15 protein-coding genes are annotated in these 23483 nt (G+C 43.9%); 13 read left to right on the top strand and 2 right to left on the bottom strand.

Features of this window, described 5'->3' with window-relative positions; all coding sequences use genetic code 11:
• Positions 1 to 16 precede the first annotated feature (16 nt).
• The 7 genes from D9X91_RS05815 (at position 17) to D9X91_RS05785 (ending at position 11076) form a co-directional block, all read left to right on the top strand.
• Positions 17 to 895 (top strand): carbohydrate ABC transporter permease, encoded by an 879-nt coding sequence (locus D9X91_RS05815; RefSeq protein ID WP_121679642.1) that lies wholly within the window; start codon positions 17 to 19, stop codon positions 893 to 895.
• A gap of 321 nt (positions 896 to 1216) precedes the next feature.
• Complete coding sequence (locus D9X91_RS05810; protein WP_121679641.1) at positions 1217 to 3238, top strand: hypothetical protein; 2022 nt, start codon at positions 1217 to 1219, stop codon at positions 3236 to 3238.
• Entirely contained in the window at positions 3231 to 5492 is a 2262-nt protein-coding gene (locus D9X91_RS05805) for a DUF5696 domain-containing protein (RefSeq protein ID WP_121679640.1), read from the top strand. Before D9X91_RS05810 ends, D9X91_RS05805 begins: the two co-directional genes overlap by 8 nt.
• Positions 5489 to 6352: a carbohydrate ABC transporter permease gene (locus tag D9X91_RS05800; RefSeq protein ID WP_121679639.1), complete on the top strand. Its 864-nt coding sequence runs from the start codon at positions 5489 to 5491 to the stop codon at positions 6350 to 6352. Before D9X91_RS05805 ends, D9X91_RS05800 begins: the two co-directional genes overlap by 4 nt.
• Before the next feature lie 13 nt (positions 6353 to 6365).
• Positions 6366 to 7316, top strand: a complete 951-nt coding sequence (locus tag D9X91_RS05795; protein WP_199738079.1) for a carbohydrate ABC transporter permease — start codon at positions 6366 to 6368, stop codon at positions 7314 to 7316.
• A 16-nt stretch (positions 7317 to 7332) separates the two neighbouring features.
• Positions 7333 to 8541, top strand: a complete 1209-nt coding sequence (locus D9X91_RS05790) for a glucoamylase family protein (RefSeq protein ID WP_121679638.1) — start codon at positions 7333 to 7335, stop codon at positions 8539 to 8541.
• A 120-nt stretch (positions 8542 to 8661) separates the two neighbouring features.
• Entirely contained in the window at positions 8662 to 11076 is a 2415-nt protein-coding gene (locus D9X91_RS05785; protein WP_121679637.1) for a beta-galactosidase, read from the top strand.
• A 447-nt stretch (positions 11077 to 11523) separates the two neighbouring features.
• Here the strand turns inward: D9X91_RS05785 and D9X91_RS05780 are convergent, their stop codons facing one another.
• Together D9X91_RS05780 and D9X91_RS05775 are read right to left on the bottom strand one after the other, a co-directional pair.
• Entirely contained in the window at positions 11524 to 14841 is a 3318-nt protein-coding gene (locus tag D9X91_RS05780; protein WP_121679636.1) for a GH36-type glycosyl hydrolase domain-containing protein, read from the bottom strand.
• A gap of 13 nt (positions 14842 to 14854) precedes the next feature.
• On the bottom strand, positions 14855 to 17020 hold the full coding sequence (locus D9X91_RS05775; RefSeq protein WP_121679635.1) for a glycoside hydrolase family 3 N-terminal domain-containing protein: 2166 nt from the start codon (positions 17018 to 17020) through the stop codon (positions 14855 to 14857).
• A 106-nt stretch (positions 17021 to 17126) separates the two neighbouring features.
• On the opposite strand from D9X91_RS05775, the gene D9X91_RS05770 reads away from it, so the two are divergent.
• The 6 genes from D9X91_RS05770 to D9X91_RS05745 all read left to right on the top strand — a co-directional run bounded on the left by D9X91_RS05770 (position 17127) and on the right by D9X91_RS05745 (position 23393).
• Complete coding sequence (locus tag D9X91_RS05770) at positions 17127 to 17342, top strand: hypothetical protein (protein WP_121679634.1); 216 nt, start codon at positions 17127 to 17129, stop codon at positions 17340 to 17342.
• Between the two features lie 175 nt (positions 17343 to 17517).
• Entirely contained in the window at positions 17518 to 18744 is a 1227-nt protein-coding gene (locus D9X91_RS05765) for a sugar ABC transporter substrate-binding protein (RefSeq protein ID WP_121679633.1), read from the top strand.
• A gap of 175 nt (positions 18745 to 18919) precedes the next feature.
• A complete protein-coding gene (locus D9X91_RS05760) occupies positions 18920 to 19807 on the top strand; it encodes a carbohydrate ABC transporter permease (RefSeq protein WP_233569709.1) in 888 nt (295 codons plus the stop codon).
• Between the two features lie 24 nt (positions 19808 to 19831).
• On the top strand, positions 19832 to 20662 hold the full coding sequence (locus tag D9X91_RS05755) for a carbohydrate ABC transporter permease (protein ID WP_121679632.1): 831 nt from the start codon (positions 19832 to 19834) through the stop codon (positions 20660 to 20662).
• A gap of 19 nt (positions 20663 to 20681) precedes the next feature.
• Positions 20682 to 22328, top strand: a complete 1647-nt coding sequence (locus D9X91_RS05750; protein WP_121679631.1) for a glycoside hydrolase family 13 protein — start codon at positions 20682 to 20684, stop codon at positions 22326 to 22328.
• A 60-nt stretch (positions 22329 to 22388) separates the two neighbouring features.
• Positions 22389 to 23393 (top strand): LacI family DNA-binding transcriptional regulator, encoded by a 1005-nt coding sequence (locus tag D9X91_RS05745; protein WP_121679630.1) that lies wholly within the window; start codon positions 22389 to 22391, stop codon positions 23391 to 23393.
• The last annotated feature ends 90 nt before the right edge of the window (positions 23394 to 23483 follow it).

Here is a 23483-nt window from a genome sequence, read left to right as displayed (position 1 = left end):
AACGGGGAGTGATCATATGTCAGCCTTTCAAGGCACCAAGATGAATCCAACCAAGTTCCATAAAAGCCAATTTAAATTTTATGCGCTTCTAATCCCTTTGGCAGTTTTCATGGCATTGCCGATCGTCTATATCATCTTCCATGCATTTAAGCCGATAGATGAATTATTTGCCTACCCTCCAAGGTTTTTTGTGCAGAAGCCGACTTTGCAAAACTTTAAGGATCTATTCACGCAGACAAACTCGACAGGCGTCCCGATGATCCGCTATTTATTCAATAGCATCATCGTAACGATCACAGTTGTCGTCTTGACCGTGCTGATCAGCACGATGGCCGGATATGCGCTTTCCAAAAAAGAATTCAAGCTTAAAAAAGCGATATTCGAAATCAACACGCTTGCCTTGATGTTCGTGCCGGCAGCAGTGGCCATACCAAGATATTTACTGATTGAAAAACTTGGATTGATCAATACTTTCTGGGTACATATTTTTCCTTTGCTCGCCATGCCGATCGGATTATTCCTGGTGAAGCAGTTCATAGATCAAATTCCTAACGAATTGATTGAGGCAGCGAAAATGGACGGTGCATCGGATTTTCAAATCTTTATCAGGATCATCGTCCCATTGGTCAAGCCGGCGATGGCGACGATTGCCATCCTTTCATTCCAGCTCGTATGGAATAGCGTGGAATCCTCGACCCTCTATGTAAATGATGAAGGGCTGAAAACCTTTGCGTTTTACATGTCGACACTTGCCTCCCAGGCTACAGGAAACAACGTGGCAGGCCAAGGGATGGCGGCCGCGGCATCCTTGATCATGTTTTTGCCCAATTTAATCATTTTCATCATTTTACAAAGCAAAGTCATGAACACAATGGCGCATTCAGGGATTAAGTAAGTTCTTATCAGAAGGCAGTTTTCTCAAAGGTTGTTGTCTTTAAAAGTTTTTCTTATAAATTCATCATATGTTGTTGATTGGATCGGAAGGTGAGAGACCCGTAGGCGAAGCCGAGGAGATATAAGGCGGATGTTCGATTAAGTTGGGCACATCGTGTTCCAACATCGAACAACCTCACTTCGTGTGAGGCCGCTCGGAAAGCGAGCTTCCTGCAGTGGAAATCCACCCTACTCTATCTTTGATTAATAACAATAAACTTTACCAAAAGAGCTCATCAGAATAGTAGATTCAGCCAAAAGTAAAAACGGAGGGGGGAGGCAAATGCAGAAAATAATTTTAGGGATACTTTGTATGATCGCTATGGTTGTCTTTCCACTGCAGGCGAGCGCCGAAGGATCGGTGCCATATGACACGGAAACTTTATCTGCTGATGGCAGCCAGATAAAGACGCAGACTGCTTATAAGCCTCTTGGGCAATTGCTGCCGGATGAAGAGATGACAAATCCGGAAGATATTTTCATAGATTCAAAGGGCTTGATTTACATTGCAGATTCCGGGACGAAAAAAATCATTGTGGCAAACGAAGACAATGAAGTGGTCGAAGAAGTCGGAAAGGGCGTCCTAAAGGATCCTACCGGCGTATATGTCGATGAACATGGAGATATCTATGTAGCAGATTATGAAAAGGAAAAGATCTTTCGCTTTTCTCCGGATGGAAAATTAGAGAAGACAATTGGAAAACCGAAGTCGCCTCTATTTGGGAGCAAATCATCCTTTAAACCGCAAAAAGTAGGTGTGGACAGAAGGGGAAATATTTATATCATAAGTGAAGGATCCACGAATGGAATCATTCAACTGAGCGGAACAGGTACTTTTTTAGGATACTATGGTGTGAATAATACAGAGGTTTCGTTTAAATCTGTACTGGAAAATCTGCTGACGACAGAAGGCCAAAAAGCCAAGATGTTCAGGAAGACCCCGCCGGCTCCGGGGAATATTGCCATCGACCAACAAGGGTTGATTTATTCCGTCACGCAGGGGACTAAGAATGAAGTGATCAAGAAATTGAACGTGGCCGGCCAAAATATGCTCCCTGATGATATTTCAGATGAATCATCCATGGAAGACGTTACGGTCGATCAGAATGGGAATATTTTCGCTGTGAGCAGCAAAGCGAAGATTTACGAGTTTGACAGTTTTGGAAATCTCCTCTTTGTTTTTGGCGGGGAAGACGATGGCTCAAATAGACTTGGCTTGTTCAAACAGCCTTCAGGCATTGCGGTCGATAACCTCGGTAGACTTTACATAGCGGATAAAGAGAGGGGAATGATCCAAGTCTTCGATACGACCTCCTTCACGAATAAAGTCCATGAAGGGATCGCTTTATATAAAGATGGGCTTTATGTAAAGAGCCAAAAATATTGGAAGGAAGTCTTGCAGCTGAACTCTTCCTTCGGCTTGGCCCACACGGCGATGGGGAAGGCGTACTATAAGCAGCAGGATTATCCTTCGGCGCTGGATGAATTCGAATTTGCCAATGATATTCAAGGCTATTCCGATGCCTATTGGGAAATAAGGCATGAATGGATGCAAAAAAACCTTGGAACGGTATTGCTTCTTATTTTAGGATTCATCATCATCTACTACGTGTTGAAATATTTGGATAAGAAGAAAAAGGTGCTGGCTGTCCCCCGTGCTAAGTGGAACAAGGTTAAAAAAGTCCGGCTTATCAAGGAGCTCTTCTTTCTATTCAGCTTCTTCAAGAAACCGGTGGACAGTTTCTACTATTTGAAAAGAAAGAAATATGCATCCATACTTTCTGCGAGCATTCTATATCTTGTTCTCATCATTGAATACTTAGTCAGCAGGTTCCAGACCGGATTGATCTTCTCTTCCATCGGTCAACAAGATGTCAGCTTGTTCGGGGAATTACTCAAGCTGATCATACCATTGGCCCTTTTCATTATCATCAACTATCTCGTCAGTACGATCAATGATGGGGAAGGGCGCTTGAAGGATATCTATATCGGCACCATTTATGCATTGGCGCCGTATATCGTTTTCATCCTGCCGATTACCTTCCTGACCAATATTCTGACCTTGAATGAGGCATTCATTTACATTTTCTCGATACGGATCGTTTATGCTTGGTGTCTTGTCATCCTGTTCATCATGGTGATGGAAATCCATAACTATGTATTCAGTGAAACAGTACGGAATTTCTTGTTTACCATCTTTGGGATGGTCATCATGATCCTAGTCGTGTTCATTGTATTTGTATTGGTCGATCAAGTATATGATTTTGTTTATTCCGTAATAAAGGAGGCGGTTTTGCGTGTATAAAAAGATTTTGCTGGTGCTGGCCTTATTGATTTTGCCATTGCACGCTATCGCGGAACAATCATCCAAGAAAACTGATCCTCCTGTCCAAAAGGAAGGGAAAGACAATGGGTTTGAGTATGGGTCGCCTCAGTATACAAGACCTGAAACAGAGACAGCGGAAGTAAAGACACAAATACAGAAGCCTTCATTCAACGGCTACGAAAAAGCAGCTGAAAATGATGACTTTGCCCTGTATGTCGAGCCTGAATCATTGGCGATCAAACTGCTGAACAAGAAAACAAATTATGTATGGCAGTCCGGTCTGGATCATCCGGATCAGTATCGTTTGAATAAAACGTGGACTCAAATGGCACAATCAGCGATCACCCTCGATTTTCTGGATAGAAGAGGGAAGGTCCGGACCGAAAGCATCCTGACAAATAAGTCACGTCCGAAAATCACAAAGAAAAAAGATGGTTTTCAAGCAGATGTATATATGAAGGAAGCAAAGCTCGATTTCGAATTGGATGTCACGCTTGAAGATGACGGTGTCACCGTTTCGATTCCATATTCAAAAATTAAAGAAGACAAACGTTCCAAGCTTGTTTCGATGAGGGTCTACCCGTTCTTCGGGGCAGTAAACGAAGATGACGAAAATGGCTATATGTTCATTCCTGATGGAAGCGGTGCGCTCATCCGTTATGAAAAAAGCAGCAGCAAAGCGGATGCTCCTTTCATCGGTTCCATATTCGGAAACGATGCAGGGATACAAAAAAACATTAAAACAACGGAAGGCATCGTGCCGGTGCAGCCGATCAAGATGCCTGTATTTGGAGCCGTCCATGGCGTCAAACAAAATGGATTTGTTGCCGTTGTCGAAGACGGGGCGCCCTACGGTGATATCATGGCCTATCCATCCGGGGTATCAACCGATTTCAATTGGATTGCTTCCCAATTTCATTACCGATATGAATACTTTCAACCGACCAGCAAAGATCGGAAAGGGATCACGGTGTATCAAAAAAATGCAAACCGATTTGATGTGAAGCTGAAATACAAACTGTTATCCGGAAAAGACGCTGATTATGTCGGTATGGCCAAAGCATACCAAAATGACTTGCTGAAGAATCATCAACTAGTCAAAAGAAAAGACGATGCTGACATCCGCCTTGATTTCTTCGGCGGGGAATCCAAAAAAGGCCTGTTATGGGACCAATATATCCCGATGACGGAAATCAGCCGCCTCCCTCAAATGACGGATGAACTAAAGTCTCGGGGAGTCGACAACATGTTTGTCCTATATAAAGGGTGGTCCGAAGGGGGATATACCGGGACCCTGCCGGCCAAGTTTCCTGTTGAAGGGGACTTGGGGAGTAAAGGCGATGTCCAAAATACCATAGCGGACTTAAACAAAAGTCATATTCCAATCTATTTCTCCAGTGACTATACGGAGGCATATGAAGGTGGGGGAGGATTTTCCGGCAGCAAGGATGTCGCGAAGAAAATCAGCTCGGAAACGATTTCCCATCAGGAGGGTGATCAAACCATTTACTATTTATCACCGTGGAAATCGATGGATATGCTTCAGTCAGATGTGGGAAAATTCCACGATTACGGGATAAAGAATGTAGCGATTGATTCCACCGGCTATAAATTGTTTTCGGACTTCAGCAAAACGAAGTCTTCGACAAGGGCGGCATCAATTGATGAATACCATCGATTATTCGGGGATATCCAGAAAAAAATCGGAAATCTGGCATTATATGAACCGAATATGTATGCCTGGAAAGATACAAACAAATATTTAGATGTTCCGATGTATTCTTCCAACTATGTGTTCGTAACCGATACCGTTCCATTCGTACAAATCGTCTTGAAAGGGATCATCCCGCTTTACGCACCTTATTCCAATTATTTCTCAGACCGGGAAGATCAGGTGCTCAGACTGATTGAATTTGGTGTATATCCTTCTTTCCTGTTGACGGACAAGCCATCACGCCTTTTGCACGACACCGAATCCAAGGATATCTATACGTCTGAATTCAGTACTTGGAAAAGTGAAGTCGTGAAGGAATATAAAATGATTAAAGATACTCTCGGAAAGGTTGAGGGTGAAACGATTGTCGGCAGGTCGATTCCGAAGCAAGGGATTGTCAAAGTCGATTATTCAAATGGCGTGTCCATCATCGTCAACTATACGGATGCAGTTTATCAGACTGAAGGAACGGAAGTACAACCAAAAGGATTTGCAGTCATCAAGGGGGGAGCAAAGTGAAGAAGAAAGTGAATTTGAAAAATAGCACAGTAGGCTTTCTATTTGTCTCTCCCTGGGTGATTGGCTTTCTCCTTTTTACCGCTTTCCCGCTATTATATTCGTTTTATTTAAGCTTTCAAAAAGTGAAAATAACGACAAGCGGGATCCAGACGAAATTTATCAAGCTGGAAAACTATAAATATGCATTTCTAAGCGATTCTGTCTTTGTGGACAAAGTGACTCAATATTTGCAGGAATTGATCATTTCAGTCCCGATCATCATCGTCTTTTCCTTGATCATTGCCCTTCTGCTCAATCAAAAGGTGAAGTTCCGCGGCCTTTTCCGGACGATTTTCTTTTTGCCGGTCATCATTGCAAGCGGACCGGTCATCAAAGAGTTGATGGACCAAGGGGTGACAACGATCCCTTCCATTGATCAATATGCCATCTATCAATATTTGAATGAAAATCCGGATGGGTTCATCAATGGCATCCTATTGTATTTGATTAAAAATTTGATCGTCATTCTATGGTTTTCCGGTGTGCAAATCTTGATTTTTCTTGCTGCTCTTCAAAAGAGCGATAAGCAAATCTATGAAGCAGCCAAAATTGACGGCGCATCAAATTGGGAAATCTTCTGGAAACTGACACTCCCGGGGCTCGCACCAATGATCATCATCAACACCATATACACGATTGTGACCTATTCAATCTTCTCATTGAATCCGGTGATCGAACATATCCAGAAAAATATGTTCAAGGTGAACACAGGCTTTGGATATGCATCATCACTGTCATGGATATATTTCATCATCATTGCAGCGGCTTTGGGGATTTCTGTCGGATTCATGACCATCAAGCGAAAGAAGAGTTATTCATGAGGAGGGGCGCAGCATGGAGCGAATCAAAAATTTTGAACTGAATCGATATTATTTAAGGGCAAAGAGGTTCTTCATCGGGATGCAGGGGACGGACGGCCTCCTGATTAAAATCCTGATTTATGGCTTGCTGATCGGAATCGGTTTTGTTTATTTATTTCCGATGATTTATATGGGCGTCTACAGCTTGAAGACGCTTGACGACTTATTGAATCCCCTCGTCAATTGGATTCCGACCAAACTTTATTGGGGGAACTATTCAAAAGCCGACCAAGTTTTGAGTTTTTTCCCGACATTATTTGAAACACTGTATGTGACTGTATTGCCATCGGTTGTGCAGACGGCGGTTGCAGCAGTTGTCGGCTATGGATTCGCCAGATTTGAGTTTAAAGGAAAGAAAATTCTATTCGCACTTGTTTTGGCTACATTCGTGATCCCGCCGCAGGTGACATTGATCCCAAGGTATATTTTTTTCAATGAACTGCACATCCTAGGGAGCTTGAAAGCTTTTCTGCTCCCTGCCGCCTTTGGCCAAGGCATCAACAGTGCGATTTTCATCTTGATATTCTTTCAGTTTTTTAGACAAGTACCGAAAGCTTTGGAAGAAGCGGCGCAGATCGACGGGGCCGGACATTTCCGCATTTTCTTTACAATCGCCCTTCCGATGGCCGTTCCGGCATTCATCATTTCATTTCTGTTTTCGTTTGTTTGGTACTGGAATGAGACGTATTTAGCCGCCATTTATTTCGGCGATGCGTTGACGACGTTGCCGCTGCAGCTGCAGAAATTCGTTGCCACTTACCAAAAGATGTTCCCTGCAGGAATGGGGCTTGGTGAGAACCAATTAAATGAAGGAATCAAGATGGCAGGCACCCTATTATCCATCCTGCCTCTGTTGATCGTCTATTTCATCACCCAGAGATGGTTCGTCGAAGGCGTGGATCGATCTGGGATCACAGGAGAATAAAAAAGGAGTGAAAGCTGTGTCATCAACATCGATCGTTGATTTGGAAGCAAGGAAATGTTTTGATTTTTTTTGGAATGAAGCCAATGCGAATGAGGACAGCCGCGGGTATGGATTGATACTGGATCAATCGGCCAATAAAAAAGTGGCAAGCATCGCTTCTGTCGGCTTTGGACTTTCGGCTATCATCATCGGAATCGAAAAGGGATGGATCACCCGTGAAGAGGGACATGAGCGGACGAAAGGAACCCTCAAAACATTCCTTCATCACGTGGAGCACGAAGGAGGATTCTTCTATCATTTTCTCAATATGGAGACGGCCGAAAAGAATGAACAGTTTTATGACTGTGCCTCGATCATTGATACATCCCTCTTTTTGAATGGCGCGATTACATCGGCGGAATATTTCGGGGGAGAAATTGAACAGCTGTTTGAAGAGATTTACCAGCGGGTTGAATGGCCGATGTACTATGATGAAGACAAAAACCAATATTACATGGGCTACAACACGGGTACGGGCGGATTTCACCATTGGGATATGTATGCAGAACAGATGATGCAGTATTTCCTCGGTGTTGCTTCACCAACACATCCAGTTCCGGTGAAGATCTATGATGGATTCGAGCGCAGGCTGGGGCGCTATGGGGATCATGAGTTTTACAACTCGCCAGGCGGAAGCTTGTTCACCCACCAATACGCCCATGCATGGTTTAGATTTCAGGACTACCTGGATCCCGATCAAATCGATTGGTTTGAGAATTCCGTTCAAGCTTCATTGGCAAACCGCCAGTATTGCATCGATAATCCAGAGGGTTTCAAGACATACCATGAACATTCCTGGGGGTTGACTGCCTGTGCAAGTCCGAAAGGCTATGCCGGCCCGGGAGCCCCTCCTTTCCACCCGAATGTAAGAAAGAACAATGATGGAACGGTAGCACCTGCTGGGGCAGCTGGATCGATTGTATTCACCCCGGAAGAATCGATCAGTGCCATGGAGTATTACTATGAACACCATCCCCAGCTCTGGGGAGAGTATGGTTTCCAGGATGCGTACAACCTGGATGTTTCTCCAGCCTGGTATGCAGACCATGTCATCGGGATTGACAAAGGCATCACGCTTTTGATGATCGAAAATTATCACTCCGGATTGATTTGGGACTTGTATATGAAAAATAAGTATGTCCAGCGGGGAATCGAACGATTGGGGTACAAAAAGAAAGAATCATGATGCTCGCGCGGAAGGTGCGAGGCTCCGGAGGGATTGCACCAGCCCCTCTTAAAGCGAGCATCCTTCCGCAGAAATCAACTTAGTCTTACAAAAAGAATTTATCTGAAAGCGGGGAAGCAAATGATTGAGATCAAGGAGAAACAAATTATCATTGATGGAAAGCCGCAGATCATCATGTGTGGGGAAATCCACTATTACCGGCTAAAAAGGAGCGAGTGGCAGGACCGCATCGATAAATTGAAGTTGGCAGGCTGCAATGCAGTCGCCAGTTATGTGCCCTGGCTCATTCATGAACCCGTTGAAGGGCAGATTGATTTATCCGGGAAGACAAGGCCGGAATTGGATTTAGCGGCATACATAGATTTATGCACAGAAAACGGCCTTTACTTTTTTGTTCGACCAGGACCATTTGTCATGGCGGAAATGAAGAATGAAGGGCTGCCATATTGGATTTATGAGAAATACCCTGAAATCATTCCGGTTTGCTGGAATGGACAGCAGGCAACGACGAAGACAGTGGATTATATGCATCCTGGATTCCTGCAGGAGTGCAAGAGATGGTACAAATCTGTCATGGAGGTTGTCTCACCTCGATTGCAGACAAATGGGGGCAGCATTATCGGTTTGCAGCTCGATAATGAAATCGGCATGCTTTCGTGGGCGAGCAACTGCCCGGATCTAACCGATTTTGTACTGGATGATTTTTTCGTTTGGCTTGATGAACGATACGGCCGGGATGAAGTGGCTGCCAGGTATCCAATCAATCTAAAGGAAATCGAGAAAAGAAATGAAAGCGTCCGTTCGCCAAAAGAGGAATTTGCGCCTGCATTGATGAAAGACCTCGGATATTATATGAGGCACAGGTTCGCTAAATATGTAGCCGAGCTCAGGGGTTATGCGGAGGAATATGGTGTAAAGGATATTCCTTTCGTCGTGAATATCCATGGGACGAGCAACCTGCGCGGACTGACCTTCCCGATCGGAATCAGCCAATTATATGAATCCTATACACAAGGCCCGGGTTATTTATCGGGCTCGGATATTTATTTCGGGGATTTGACGATGGGGACATTCCAGGATTTATATATCATCAATGCGATGATGGATGCGGTGCATACACCGGATCAGCCGCTCACTTCCGTTGAATTCAATTGCGGCGATGGGAATTTTGGCGACAACTACGGAGGGAGATACGATCCATCGGCAGCCGATCTGAAAACGAGGATGTCCATTGCCCAAGGAAACCGCCTCTTGAATTATTACTTGTTTGCCGGTGGAACCAATTATCGGATGGAAGAAAAGCGGGGGGATGGGAACGACCGCATCGCATTTACGGGCGAACGACATGGCTTTGCAGCGCCAGTCAGTCCGGAGGGGAAATTGAACTACACGTTTCCGCGCATGGCACGTGCCATAAAGACCATCATGGCAGTCGAAGAAAAAGCCGCCGTGATGAATGAAGAACGCGATCCTGTGTCTTTCGCTTTCATTCCTGACTATTTCATGACGGAATATCAATACCCTGAAAGTGAACAAATGAAAGAAATCGCATCGAACCTTGAAGGAAATCGTGCCGGAAGTGCTTGGGAAAACGTTGGACGCGCCATGCTCCTTGGAGGCTATCGCTTTGGTTCAACCGACATCCAAAACAACCCATTATCGGTTGAAACAACCCCAGTGCTGGTTCTTCCTTCAGCCCGCTACATGTCTTCAGAAATCCAAGAGAAGTTAACCCTTTATTTGGAGGACGGAGGCGGCCTGCTATTATATGGAGAAATTCCTCAATATGATATGGAAGGCAATGATTGCACCATTTTGGCAGATGCCCTTGGGGTAAGAGTGACCGGGGTCCACAGAGATTTCGATCATAACTATCTATCGCTGTATGCAGAAAACTGGGCTGCGCCGCGACCGGAAGTTCGGACTTATTTCGCCCAAGTCTTCACAGCAGGCGAAAAAGCAGCACCACTTTTGAAAGTTTACAAGACAGATGAAATCTGCGCTGCTGATATTCCTGTCGGCAAAGGAAGGGCGGTCATCATGGCAACCTCCTATTCGTGTGATATTTCGTTCATCAAAGAAATCATCGAAAGGCTGGGAGCGAGTGCCCGGTATTCCCACGACTGCGAGGAGCATGGTGTATTCTTGACCACCACTGCGAATGAAGAGGGAGAAAGGTTCATACATCTATTGAATCTTGATGGATTCGATAAAACATTTCGCATTTTTGAAAATGGACAACCGCTTTTTGACGGTGAGCCGATCATGCTTCAAAGCAGGGATGGTGTCATGCTGCCGATAAACCTTGCTTTAAAAGCCGGAAAAGTGATTGCTTCAACTGCGGAAATCACAAAGAACGATGAGGATTTGATCGAATTCCGCCTGACGCAGCCAGTGGATCGGATTTTGATAGAAAGTGATCGGACAGTGAAAGCTGGCGCGGATTATACAGTTAATAATTCCGGCAATCAATTTACGATTAAATCAAAGAAACATGCGAAAATCGATGACAAGCTTGTCATCGAATTTAAGTAAATGTGAAACCCGGAAGCTGCTGGACGACTTCTGGGTTTTATGTTTGAGTTTGGCAGCTTTTAGCCTTTAATTGGACCATACTTGAGCAAGGATCTTTTTATGAGGCAAAAATCAGCTAAATAAAGCAAAAATCAGGTCTCAAAGCGCCCTATGGGACCAAAAATCGGTTGAAGCAGCCAATAGGATGTCTTAAAGCCTCAAAAATTAATGGATCTTTAGTGAAGACCTGTCACCACACAAGATTTATCTACTAAATTGGACCTTTTATCTGCGAAAATTCCATTTTATCTACGAAAATACAAATATATCTGCGAATTTCCAGATATATCGATTATTCGAGGCAAGTCGACATTTTTCGCCGCCTGTCGCCAATCCGAATTCCACTCCTCATCCATAGAGACGAAAAAGGATCCTGCTCTCATTAAAGCAGGATCCCTTTTATAATAACTATTTTACATAGATTTCAATGATATTGGACTCATTCTTCAAAGCTTGATCCAACGTTTCTTTATGAATCATCATGCCGCCTGAGCGGTAGCGGTTGGATACCGTTTCGATTTTGACCGTTTGGCCATTGATATCCACGCGGGCTTCAGCCTGATTCAAATGGAAGATATATGTGACAGGTTTTCCGTTGTATTGGAAGTCAAAAGTCATGCCATCCAGTTCCTTCGGAAGTACGGGATCAATCACTAGATTCCCAGCTTCGCGGCGTATGCCCAAACAGTTGGAGATCAATTGATTCATATAAATTCCCGGTCCGCTGGAATAGATCCTCCAGCCGCCTTTGACAGGCACGGTGCCATCCCGCAGCTGATCAAAGTTTTCCTGGGCTTCATATCTTGTATTGAATTTTCCGTCTGAACTGCTGAAATAAGTATTGCTTTGGCGTCGTTCTGCATTCCGCACGACATTTTTCAGGCCGACCGGATTGATGATCTCCAATCCGTTCCAAACTTCTTCGTGCTTCCCGAGCTTAGCCATTGCTTCCACGTATCGGATATGAGCATGGACGTATTGAAGCCCGATTTCCCTGCCGAAGTTTGCGGCTTGCTCCGCGCGTTTAAAGTGTTTGCTTACACCGCCTGCATAGTTGGCCGGGCGATTCATCAATCTGACTCCGTCCGGACAGAATAGTTTGTCCTTGATGATTTGATAGTGATGTTCTGCTTCCTCTGCCGATAATAGTTCACTGATGATCCCTCTGTTCATCGGGAGCAGGCGATAATGTATGCCTGTTTTCGAATCGCTTGGATGAAGCATCAATTCTGGTGATTCCGACTGTTCCAAATATAAGAACCCAGGAAGGACGTCTGTCTGCAGCATGTAATTCCTGAAATCCTTCTCGATTCCTTCAGCAAGTGCCTGCAGTTCATTGGATTCTTCCTGCATGACGCCATTGAGCAGGGTGCCAAGCTTATGAATGGCCTGATAGGTCAAGGCGACTGTCCAGCTGCTGACCATAAATTGCTTCAACTGGGCATTGGCTGGCTGCAGAGTATCGTCCCAATCTCCATCCCCATAAGAAGACAAATGGGTATCGTGAAGGAAATGTGAGCGAATATAATCCATCTGCTTCTTAACATGGTCGAGAAGTGGAGCTCCACTTTCAGTAAATTGATAGCTTCCGCGCTTCGTATATGGAATGGCTTCTTCCAATATTCCGAAATCCCCCGTTGCAGCCAGATAGTCGCTGATGACTTTCAGCGGCCAAACGATGATATCTCCATGACTTTCATCCTGCTGTATCGGGGAGTAGCGGTCGAACATGAACCACTGCGGCCAATCTCCCTTGTCTTCATATTGATGGGAGTAGACCGTTTTGATGATTTCCTTGACTGTTCCATATTTCTGGGTGGCCATGAAATATTCTGTAGGACCCTGGCAGACATCCCTTGTTCCCCAAGCAGCACCGCCATATTGTTCGAGGCCGTGTGGAACGGAAAAATGGACAAGCATATTATGTGTGTACCACCATGCCAATGAATTAACTTTTTGAATCGGCTGTCCTTTTACAGTTAGATTGAAGCCGTTCATTACGCCCTCAAAAAATTCTCGATAGCGTTCAATCTCGGATAAAACGTCCCTCTGCACGAAAGGAAGATCTTCATTATGTAGCAATCCCTGGATGGAAAGCGTCCATTCCGCTGCGTTCTCCACATCCAAAAGGAGAAGGGAGGCATCCTGGCATCCATGCTTAAATGTACTGCCGGCTCCTGTCACCTCGAATTTATACGTCAGATCAGGATAGACCGAGGCGCTGTCCGACTTTTGATCAGCGCGGATGGAGGCGGATCCTTCTTTGAGTTCTAGATGGAATGGAACCTCGTATTCGTTGTTGTTCATGGTGATCTGATTGGTCATAAGGAAACGGTAAGATGAACCTTCAGTCGATTTCACGTGCAAATGGATTTCAGGTGAGTCGACTACCGTGTAATTAGTGATGACAAGAACATCATTTTTCAGCTTGTAAAACCAACGGCAATAGTTGAACCCGATTTCGAATAATGATGGCATTGACAATAGATTCAATTCTCCATCGACTTCAACATATAAGCGCTGCCCGGACGTTTTTGGCACGTTCAATGCATTTCGGGTATTTGTCAGCATTTTGTTGAATGATGTATTTCCAACGACAAGTTGAGAATTAAAGATCCCTGTCATATAGGCAGTGGTTGTCAGGACTCCTTCTTTTACGTGGTCATTATCACCTGTCATGAGAATGTGGCCATGTGTTCTTTCAACGAGCAGCTCCTTTTCCTTCAGCACAATATGCTCATGCGTATCCGTGAAGAAGGAGAGGAGCTGATCACCGTCCCATTCTTCTTCATGGCGGTTTGGAAATAGCTTTTGAACTTCATCCATGGTCATCGAACTTGTTTCTAATGGCTTAACATTGGATATTGATTCATCGATCTTTTCGACTTGCTGTAATCCGGTTGTTTCCGAAGTCTTTACTTGTTCCCATACGGCTAAAACCTCATCTTCGAATTCCAGCGAATCAATTGCATTGGGGTGGTTTTCCTTGAATAGGCCATAAAACACAAACTGCTGCTTGCTGCCTGACAATTGTACGCGTTCCGATTGCAGGGCAGTAAAGGCGAATTCATATTGATACACTTTGTTTTCCAAAGCCGGTTTCGTCAGGATTTCAGGGATATTTGTTTCCTTATAGGAAAGGCCATAAAACTGGAATCCATCCGTCGAATAGCCGATTGTCTTATTGAGTGAACCTTGCTGGATATATGGGAAACCGCCCTGCATCGGCTGATTCTGGCGGGAGCAGACGACATAGCCTCGTTTTTCATCTTCAAAAACTGTGTGATCCATATATTGCGACATATACGCTTCGTTGGAACGGACAGCCCCGCGGTCTGCCAATCCCAAGTCCTGTGCATATATGATATCGGCTTCCTTGTCCGATCCCTCCAGGACAACATCCCAAAACCAAATTCCGCTGTCGGTCAAGGTGAACGTTACTGTATAATCAATTTGTTCAACTGAGCCCTTCCAAACTGCCTGAGTTTCAGAAACACTGAAGGTGCTGTCAGATTGGATTCCAACCAGTGGATAAAATTGAATACCAGCCGGATTATGGATTCGCAGGTAAATGTTATTTAAAGAACCATCTATAGTATTCGAAATCAATTGGTTGATCATGATGGCATTATGGCTTGCTTCTTTCAAATCTCCGGAATTTAAAAAGGAAAAACGGAAATTCCCGGACTCCAGAATAAATTGGTTTCGTTCTTTTACATTCTCCATGAAAACATCCCCTTTATTTTAATAATTCAAACGTACATTCCTTTAGTTCCTTGCTATTCGGTCCGACAGAAGCAATGAATTTCCCCGGGTCACTATTGAATTCAAGATTAGAGTGATAGTATTTGAGCATTTCCTCATTGATGGTGAATTTAACTTCTGCGCTCTCCCCAGGTTGGAGGAGGATTTTCTTGAAAGCTTTCAATTCTTTAAGCGGGCGGACCACTTCACCTGAAAGGTCGCGGATATAAAGCTGCACTACTTCTTCACCAGCAAGCTCTCCGGTGTTTTGAACATTGACAGTGAGCGTGACGGAAGCATCTGGATGCAGCGTATCAGTCGATAAAGCGGCTTCGCTGTAGCTGAATGTTGTGTAGCTCAGGCCATATCCGAATGGGAATAGTGGTTCATTCGGAATATCTAAATATTGGGATACATATCGCTCCTGGGCATCAGGGGCACCCTGCGGCCTCCCGGTATTGAATGCATTGTAGTACACAGGCACCTGGCCGACTGAATATGGGAATGACATGGTTAATTTCCCTGAAGGGTTTTCGTCGCCAAATAATATGTCTGCCACTGCATGGCCGCCTTCAGACCCTGGATACCATGCTTCCAATACAGCATTCGCTTCATCGATCACTCCATGTAGATCAAGTGGCCGGCCGTTGAACAAAACTGCTGCCATCGGTTTATTGAGCTCTTTCAGTTTGGCGATCAATTCGAGCTGGATATCGGGTAATTGAATATTGGAGCGGCAGCCGGCTTCTCCGCTCATTTCAGAAGCTTCCCCTAGGGCCAATACGATAACATCCGCAGACTCTGCCGCTTTTACAGCGCCATTTATTAGTTCTGTAGTTCCCGCTTCGATTCCGCAGCCTTTTTCTACGATAAGTTTTGCCCCGAGCAGCTTCTCGCTGATTCCGGATGAGAGTGTTGCGGCATCTTCCCTTGAACCGAGCCAAGACCAAGGTCCTAAAACATCACCATTTTCTGCAAACGGCCCGATCAGTGCTACTGATTGTTCCTTGCTTAACGGGAGCATGCCATCATTTTTCAATAGCACGCTGGAATTAACGGCGAGTTCCCGTGCAGCTTTCCGATGCAGCTCACTGAAGACAAGTTCCTTTTCACGCTTTTCATCTGCCCCGCGGAAGGGATTCTCAAAGAGGCCGAGCTTTTGCTTCAATTCGAGAATGCGCATGACTCCTTCATCAATGATGCTTTCGTCAATCGTATTTTCCTCTACCAGCTCTTTTAGATGATTGACATAGCAAGCAGTCATCATTTCGATATCGACACCGGCATTGATGGCCTTTAATGCAGCTTCCTTTTCATCCTCGGCGACTCCATGAGGGATCATTTCCTTCACTGCACCCCAATCTGAAATCAAAACGCCATCGAAGTTCCATTCATCTCTGAGCAAATCCCTCATTAATCTTTTATTCCCCGTGGCAGGGATCCCGTCCACGACATTGAAGGCAGTCATCACCATTTCACAGCCTTCATCCAATGCCGCTTTGTACGCAGGAAGATAAGATTCACGCAAGGTTCTTTCTGAAATATCGACTGTATTGTAATCACGTCCGCCTTCAGGAGCACCATATGCAGCGAAATGTTTGACACAGGCTGCGACACGGTCAAGGTCGTTAGTTAAATCCGAACCTTGGAACCCTCGGACAAAGGCTTTGGCATATTCACTATTTAAATAAGGATCTTCACCAGTCGACTCCATCACCCGTCCCCAGCGAGGATCACGGACAAGGTCAACCATCGGGGCGAATGTGACATGGACACCGGATACAGCCGCTTCCTTGGCAGCAATTTCTGCACTTTTTTCTGCCATGCCTAAATCCCATGAGCAGCCGATTGCCAACGGAACCGGAAAGATGGTTTTGAATCCATGCACAATATCTGACATGAACAATAGGGGGATTCCAAGTCTGTTTTCATTTAAGTGTGCCTTTTGGATATTGATGATTTCCTCTGCTCCTGAGGCACCGAGCACTGATCCTGAATTTTGGATATCTTCCTCTCTTATTCCCATTTGTTCCATTGGGCCCGTGATTTGTCCTTCATGATTTGAGCCTTTGAAGAAAGGGGTTGCCAGTTGCAGAAGCTGGGCGATTTTTTCATCCAGCGTCATTTTTTTCAGTAAAGATTGCAGGAATTGCTCGTTCATTGTTTTCCTCCTAAACAATTGATTGATCGTAAAAAATTGAAACGTTTCGATTCAGAGTGAATAGAATTCTCCAATATTCATTTCTATGTAACAAGGAGAAGAAACATTGGAAACACTAATAAATACCTATGAAACTAAAAATATGAAAGAATACCATACGACAAAAATAAAGAAATTTCACAAAGTTGTTGAAAGCGGATTCATGTTTTATTATAATCAAAACATCGAAACGTTTCAATTGAAAAATCAAAAGATTCTATTTTTAAGGGGTGATCTGAACATTCAATGTTATGAATCTCTCAAACAAGTTCTATCCAGTTAGTTCGAAAGTGTATATACGGATTGCTGGAAACGATTTATGATAAGTAAGGACTTTACCAATATCAAAGAATGTTTCAAATGCATCATACTCTTCTTCGATTGAAGACCAATATTTCATTTATATCATCTATTACTTAGAAATCAGCAAAATAATAATGAAAAGGAGATTGACTTCAATGAAAAAATCCTTAGCGCTTTTGTTTGTATGCATCATGGCTTTGGCTTCCGTCCTTGGAGGATGTTCAGGCGGATCCGACGATAAAAATACCTTAACCGTATGGGCGATGGGTGAAGAAGGAAAAAAACTGAATCAACTGGCAAAGAAATTTGAAAAAGAAAATCCCGATATCCATGTAAAAGTACAAGCTATTCCATGGGCTTCCGCTCACGACAAACTGTTGACAGCCGTAGCGTCTCAAAAAGGCCCGGATGTCCTGCAGCTAGGGACGACTTGGGTTCCGGAATTCGCAGATGCTGGTGCATTAAAGGACTTGACGCCTTATTTGGATAAATATCCGAACTTCAAACCTGACAATTACTTCGATGGTGCCGTGCAAACGATGAAATCTGACGGGAAGATCATCAGTATACCTTGGTATGTAGAAACGCGTGTATTGTTCTATCGCAAGGATTTACTTAAAGATGCAGGTTATGATCAAGCTCCGGCAACTTGGGACGAGTTGAAGGATGCTGCTACGAAGCTTGCTGCACGCGGCGGCAAAAATCTTGGAATTGATATTGACAGAAAAGATCAAATCACCCCATTCATCTTTGCATGGCAAAATGGCTATGATTTCAAGATGGAGAATGGAAAAGGCAACTTTGATGATCCTAAATTCAAAGAAGCAATGAAATATTACAGCAGCTTTTTTAAAGAAGGGCTAAGCTCGACGACTGACGGCGTGGATATTGTACAAGCATTCAAGGATGGGCAAAAACCGATGTTCATCAGCGGACCTTGGATGATCAAGATCCTGAATGATCAGGCGCCTGATTTAAAAGGAAAGTGGTCAGTAGCGGTGCTTCCTAAGAAGGAAACGAATACTTCCAGCATCGGCGGGGCGAATTTCTCCGTATTCAATAGTTCAAAGCATGTAGACCAAGCATTGAAATTCATCAATTACGTTTCAAAAGTCGATACACAATTGGATTGGCTTAAGATTTCCGATGCACTTCCATCTAGGAAAGAAGCTTGGAACGATCCTGCTCTGAAGGATGATCCGATGTTTGCCACTTTCGGAGAACAGTTGAAAAACACAAAGACTTCTCCTCAAATTAAAGAGTGGGAAGCAGTTGCACAAGATTTGATCGACGCACTGGAAAAAGTCAATGTCGGCGGTGCAGATTTAGACAAAGAAATGAAGGATTTTGAGAAAAAAGCAAATGATGCTCTGAAAAAATAATTTTGAAGATTTAAGATCATAATGTCACAACTAAATAACGGTGTGAAAATATGGAGCTACGGGTGTAAATGATTACGACCTCTCATGAAAAATGAGAGGTGGGTGAATGTCCGTACTCCATTTTTTCACACAATTCCATTCTTAGTTGGAGGCTGGAAAGATAGGTGGGTTTCAAATGGGGAATGTTTACAAGAACAGGCATCCATACATGTTCATTGCGCCGGCGGTTTTGATCTTGGCTGTGTTCAGCATCATTCCGATCATCGTGGCGTTTATCATCAGTTTTACCGATCTTGATTTAAAGGGTCTCGCGGACTGGTCCAACATTCATTTTATCGGAATGCAAAACTACAGCGACTTGATATCGGATGATTTATTTCATAAATCCATCCTTAATACATTGTTTTATGTCGTGATTGGAGTTCCGCTCGTCATTGTTTGTTCACTCGGGATCGCGTTGATGTTGAATTACGGACAGTCGATGGTCTTCAAAGTATTCCGCGGGGTTTATTACATGCCCTCCATTACCAATATCATTGCCGTAGCGGTTATCTGGGGCTATTTGTACAATCCGGAATACGGACTATTCAATTACATCCTGTCCTTGCTGCATTTGCACGAAGTCCCTTGGCTGCAAGATCCGACCGTTGCCAAGTTATCCTTGATATTACTGGCTGTCTGGAAGGGGATCGGGATCAACATGATCATTTTCCTTGCCGCGCTGCAGGGCATTCCGAAGTCTTATTATGAGGCGGCTGAGATGGATGGAGCGAATAGATTGCAAATCTTATTCAATATTACGATTCCATTGCTCCGCTATGCCACATTTTTCGTCACCATCACAACCTTGATCGGCTGGCTGCAATTTTTCGAAGAGCCGTTTGTCATGACAGATGGAGGTCCGTTGGATGGGACGATTTCAATGGCATTATTCATCTATCAAAAAGGCTTTCAATATAGTAAGTTCGGCTATGCAGCAGCAGGTTCATTCATTCTTTTCATCATTATCATTGCTGCCACATTGATTCAATTTAAATTCAGAAAGTCTGACACGGAATTCTAGATTACAAGCAATGGAGTGAATAATATGGCTTCTAACACCAAAAATCGCAGTATTGAAAAAACGATTGTCACTTTGTTATTGATTCTGGGAGGAGTTGCCGTTTCCATCCCGTTCATTTGGATGATTTCAAGCTCTTTCAAGCCTGAAAGCGAAGTGCTGCAAGTTCCGCCGACGCTGATGCCGGAACACCCCACCCTCGAAAATTATTTAAATTTGTTTAGGGATATGAACTTTGGCGTGTATCTTCGCAACACATTGGTCATTGTCTTTTTCTCTTTTGTAGGCTTGCTGCTGAATGCCATGGCAGGATACGGCTTTGCTAAATTCGATTTTAAAGGAAGAGAAAAAATCTTTTATATTGTTTTGGCTACGATGATGATCCCGGCACAAGTGACGATGATTCCTGTTTACTTGATTTTAAATGAAATGGGTCTGACCAACACGATGGCTGGAATCATCCTTCCAGGACTTGCTGCAGCATTCAGCATCTTTTTGTTCAGGCAATTTATGACGACGATCCCTACAGACCTGATTGAAGCTGCAAGACTGGATGGAGCAGGAGAGTTTTATATATTCTTTAAACTGATCATCCCGATTGCCAAGCCTATCTTTGCAGTACAGGGTATCCTGACGTTCATCGGGGCATGGAATAGCTTCCTATGGCCATTGATCATCGCCAATGATGAAAGTCTGTATACCTTATCCGTCGGGTTGTCATTGCTGCAAGGGCAATATGCCAATAACTTTGCCTTACAGATGGCGGGAGCTGCCTTTATGGTCGTACCGATCATTATCATTTTTTCATTCTTTCAAAAGTATATCGTGGAAGGATTTACAATGTCTGGTTTGAAATAACGTTCGCGCAGGAGGAATTATGGAAACAAAATGGTGGCACAAATCAACGGTTTATCAAATTTATCCGCGCAGTTTCAATGACTCCAGCGGAGATGGGATCGGCGATATCAAGGGTATCATCGAGAAACTGGACTACTTATCGCTTCTTGGCATCGATGTCATATGGCTGAGCCCGGTCTATGAATCCCCCAACGATGACAATGGATATGACATCAGCGACTACTATACGATACATGAAGAATATGGAACAATGGAAGATATGGAGAGGCTGATCAAGGAAGCGGCCGATCGCAATATCAAAATCATCATGGATCTGGTCATCAACCATACCTCGGATGAACATCCTTGGTTTATGGAGTCCAAAAAATCCACGGATAATCCTTATCGGGATTTTTATATTTGGCGGGACGGCAGAGGGGACAATCTGCCTCCAAACGATATCCAATCGGTTTTCAGTGGTCCTGCATGGGAATTCGATGAAGCGTCAGGGCAGTATTACTTTCATTTATTCAGTAAGAAACAGCCTGATTTAAATCTTCATAATGAAACCGTCCGCCATCATCTTTATGACATGATGAAATTTTGGCTGGATAAAGGGATCGGCGGTTTCCGAATGGATGTAATCGATCTGATCGGGAAGGAGATCGATCATGGGATCGTAGGAAATGGTCCGAAGCTTCATCATTATCTTCAGGAGATGCATGAAAAGGTTCTGGCAGGATATGATGTGATGACGGTCGGAGAAACACCTTCGGCCACGACGGACATGGCAAAGCTTTATACAGGACCGGGCAGAAATGAACTGGATATGGTCTTCACCTTTGAGCATATGTCCCTGGATGAAGTGAAGGGGAAAGGTAAATGGGAGTTAAAACCGTTGGATTTGGTAGAATTGAAGGTAATGTTTTGTAAATGGCAGACAAATCTTCATCAGCATGGATGGAACAGTTTATATTGGAATAACCACGATCAGCCGAGAATCGTTTCAAGGTGGGGGAATGATCAAGAATTCCGCATCGAATCGGCAAAGATGCTTGCGACCGTCCTGCATCTCATGCAGGGGACTCCCTATGTCTATCAAGGCGAAGAAATCGGCATGACCAATATTCGATTTGAATCGATCGATGAATATAAAGATATCGAAACACTTAATCTTTTCAAGGAAAAAATAAAAGAGGGAAAAGACGCATCAGATGTAATGGCATCCATTTATGCAAAAGGCAGGGACAACGCAAGGACACCGATGCAATGGGACGCATCACAGCATGCCGGCTTCACTGGTGGGACCCCTTGGATACCGGTCAATTCAAATCACCATTCTATTAATGTCAATTCTGCTGTGGAGGATCCAAATTCCATTTTTCATCATTACAGAAAACTGATTGCCATGAGAAAAGAAATGGATACCATTGTCCATGGAAAATTTGAATTGATCAATGGGGATCACCCTGAAGTTTTTGCTTATACAAGAAAGCTTGGCAATGAAGTCATCCTGGTGATTGCCAACTTCTATGGAAGACATCCGGATTTTATACTTCCTGATGCGTTATCATTCGAAAGGGCCGAGCAGCTCATCAGCAATTATCCGGATTCACCTGTTGATCCGAAACATGTTCAATTAAGGCCGTACGAAGCGCTGGTTTTTAAGCTGTGTGGTGTGAAATAAGTGAGGTACCCTTTATAAAAAAGGTATAATAGAACTATTAGAACTAATGGGGTTGAAAATATGGCAACAATCAAAGATGTGGCAAAGATGGCGGGTGTGGCAGTTTCAACAGCTTCCTATGCGTTGAACAATACGAACAAGGTCAGCCCCGCTACAAGAAAAAAAGTATTCGAAGCAGCAAAACAATTGAACTATCAAAAAAATGGTTTGGCATCGGATTTAAAAAAGACAAACACAAATACGATCGCTTTGATATTAAGCGACCTTTCCGGTCCCTTTTATTCTGAATTGATCAAAGGGGTCCAGGATGTGACCATGGCCAATGGCTATGATTTGATTGCCTGCAGCTCCATCGGAGGCAATCAATCCACTGCCGTGAAATTCCTGAAAGAAAAACGGGTGGACGGAGTCATCATCCTTGCGCATAACATCAGCGACGATATTATTTTGGACTCTGCAAGGGAGGGGTTCCCGATTGTTGTCCTGGATCGGAAGCTGGAAAATGAACATGTCCTGCATGTCGAAGTCGACAATGTCCACGGGGGTTATTTGGCCACTGAGTATTTAATCGAACAAGGACATGAGGAAATCGCTTATATCAGCGGTCCGTACAATTCTCATGATAATGAACTCAGGTTTGAAGGGTATATGGAAGCCTTGAAAAATCACCACCTTCCTTATCAATCCAAGTGGAAAATTTCCGGAGACTTTACTCGTGAAGGCGGATATAAAGCGACCAAGATGCTGATTGCCCAAGGAGATCTTCCACAGGCTGTTTTTTATGCGAATGACGAGATGGCCTTGGGAGGAATGCAAGCGTTTTCGGAGAAAGGCATTAGCATCCCTGAAGATATTTCAATCATAGGGTTTGATGATATTCAATTGTCAGAATATCTTTCTCCGCCGCTGACCACAATCAGGCAGCCGAAGTATGAAGCGGGTGCACTGGCTGTTCATTCTGTGTTCCAGGAACTTGCCAAGGAAAAGGTCGATCGATATTACAAGCTGTCGACTGAACTGATTGAAAGGAAATCGGTCAAACGATATGACAAGAGCCGCTCTTAGCTTAAAAGAAGCGGCTTTTTTTATTTTTGTTAAATATCTGACTTTTTGATTTAAAAAGCTTGAAAAGAAAAAAATCGATGATAAGATAGA

Source organism: Falsibacillus albus (assembly GCF_003668575.1).
Classification (GTDB): Bacteria; Bacillota; Bacilli; order Bacillales; family DSM-25281; genus Falsibacillus; species Falsibacillus albus.
This window is presented reverse-complemented; position numbering and strand designations above follow the sequence as displayed.

Coding starts and splice junctions, on each gene's coding strand:
- D9X91_RS05815 (WP_121679642.1), top strand. CDS start 17: ATGTCAGCCTTTCAAGGCACCAAGATGAATCCAACCAAGTTCCATAAA.
- D9X91_RS05810 (WP_121679641.1), top strand. CDS start 1,217: ATGCAGAAAATAATTTTAGGGATACTTTGTATGATCGCTATGGTTGTC.
- D9X91_RS05795 (WP_199738079.1), top strand. CDS start 6,366: ATGGAGCGAATCAAAAATTTTGAACTGAATCGATATTATTTAAGGGCA.
- D9X91_RS05785 (WP_121679637.1), top strand. CDS start 8,662: ATGATTGAGATCAAGGAGAAACAAATTATCATTGATGGAAAGCCGCAG.
- D9X91_RS05780 (WP_121679636.1), bottom strand. CDS start 14,841: ATGGAGAATGTAAAAGAACGAAACCAATTTATTCTGGAGTCCGGGAAT.
- D9X91_RS05775 (WP_121679635.1), bottom strand. CDS start 17,020: ATGAACGAGCAATTCCTGCAATCTTTACTGAAAAAAATGACGCTGGAT.
- D9X91_RS05765 (WP_121679633.1), top strand. CDS start 17,518: ATGAAAAAATCCTTAGCGCTTTTGTTTGTATGCATCATGGCTTTGGCT.
- D9X91_RS05760 (WP_233569709.1), top strand. CDS start 18,920: ATGGGGAATGTTTACAAGAACAGGCATCCATACATGTTCATTGCGCCG.
- D9X91_RS05755 (WP_121679632.1), top strand. CDS start 19,832: ATGGCTTCTAACACCAAAAATCGCAGTATTGAAAAAACGATTGTCACT.
- D9X91_RS05750 (WP_121679631.1), top strand. CDS start 20,682: ATGGAAACAAAATGGTGGCACAAATCAACGGTTTATCAAATTTATCCG.
- D9X91_RS05745 (WP_121679630.1), top strand. CDS start 22,389: ATGGCAACAATCAAAGATGTGGCAAAGATGGCGGGTGTGGCAGTTTCA.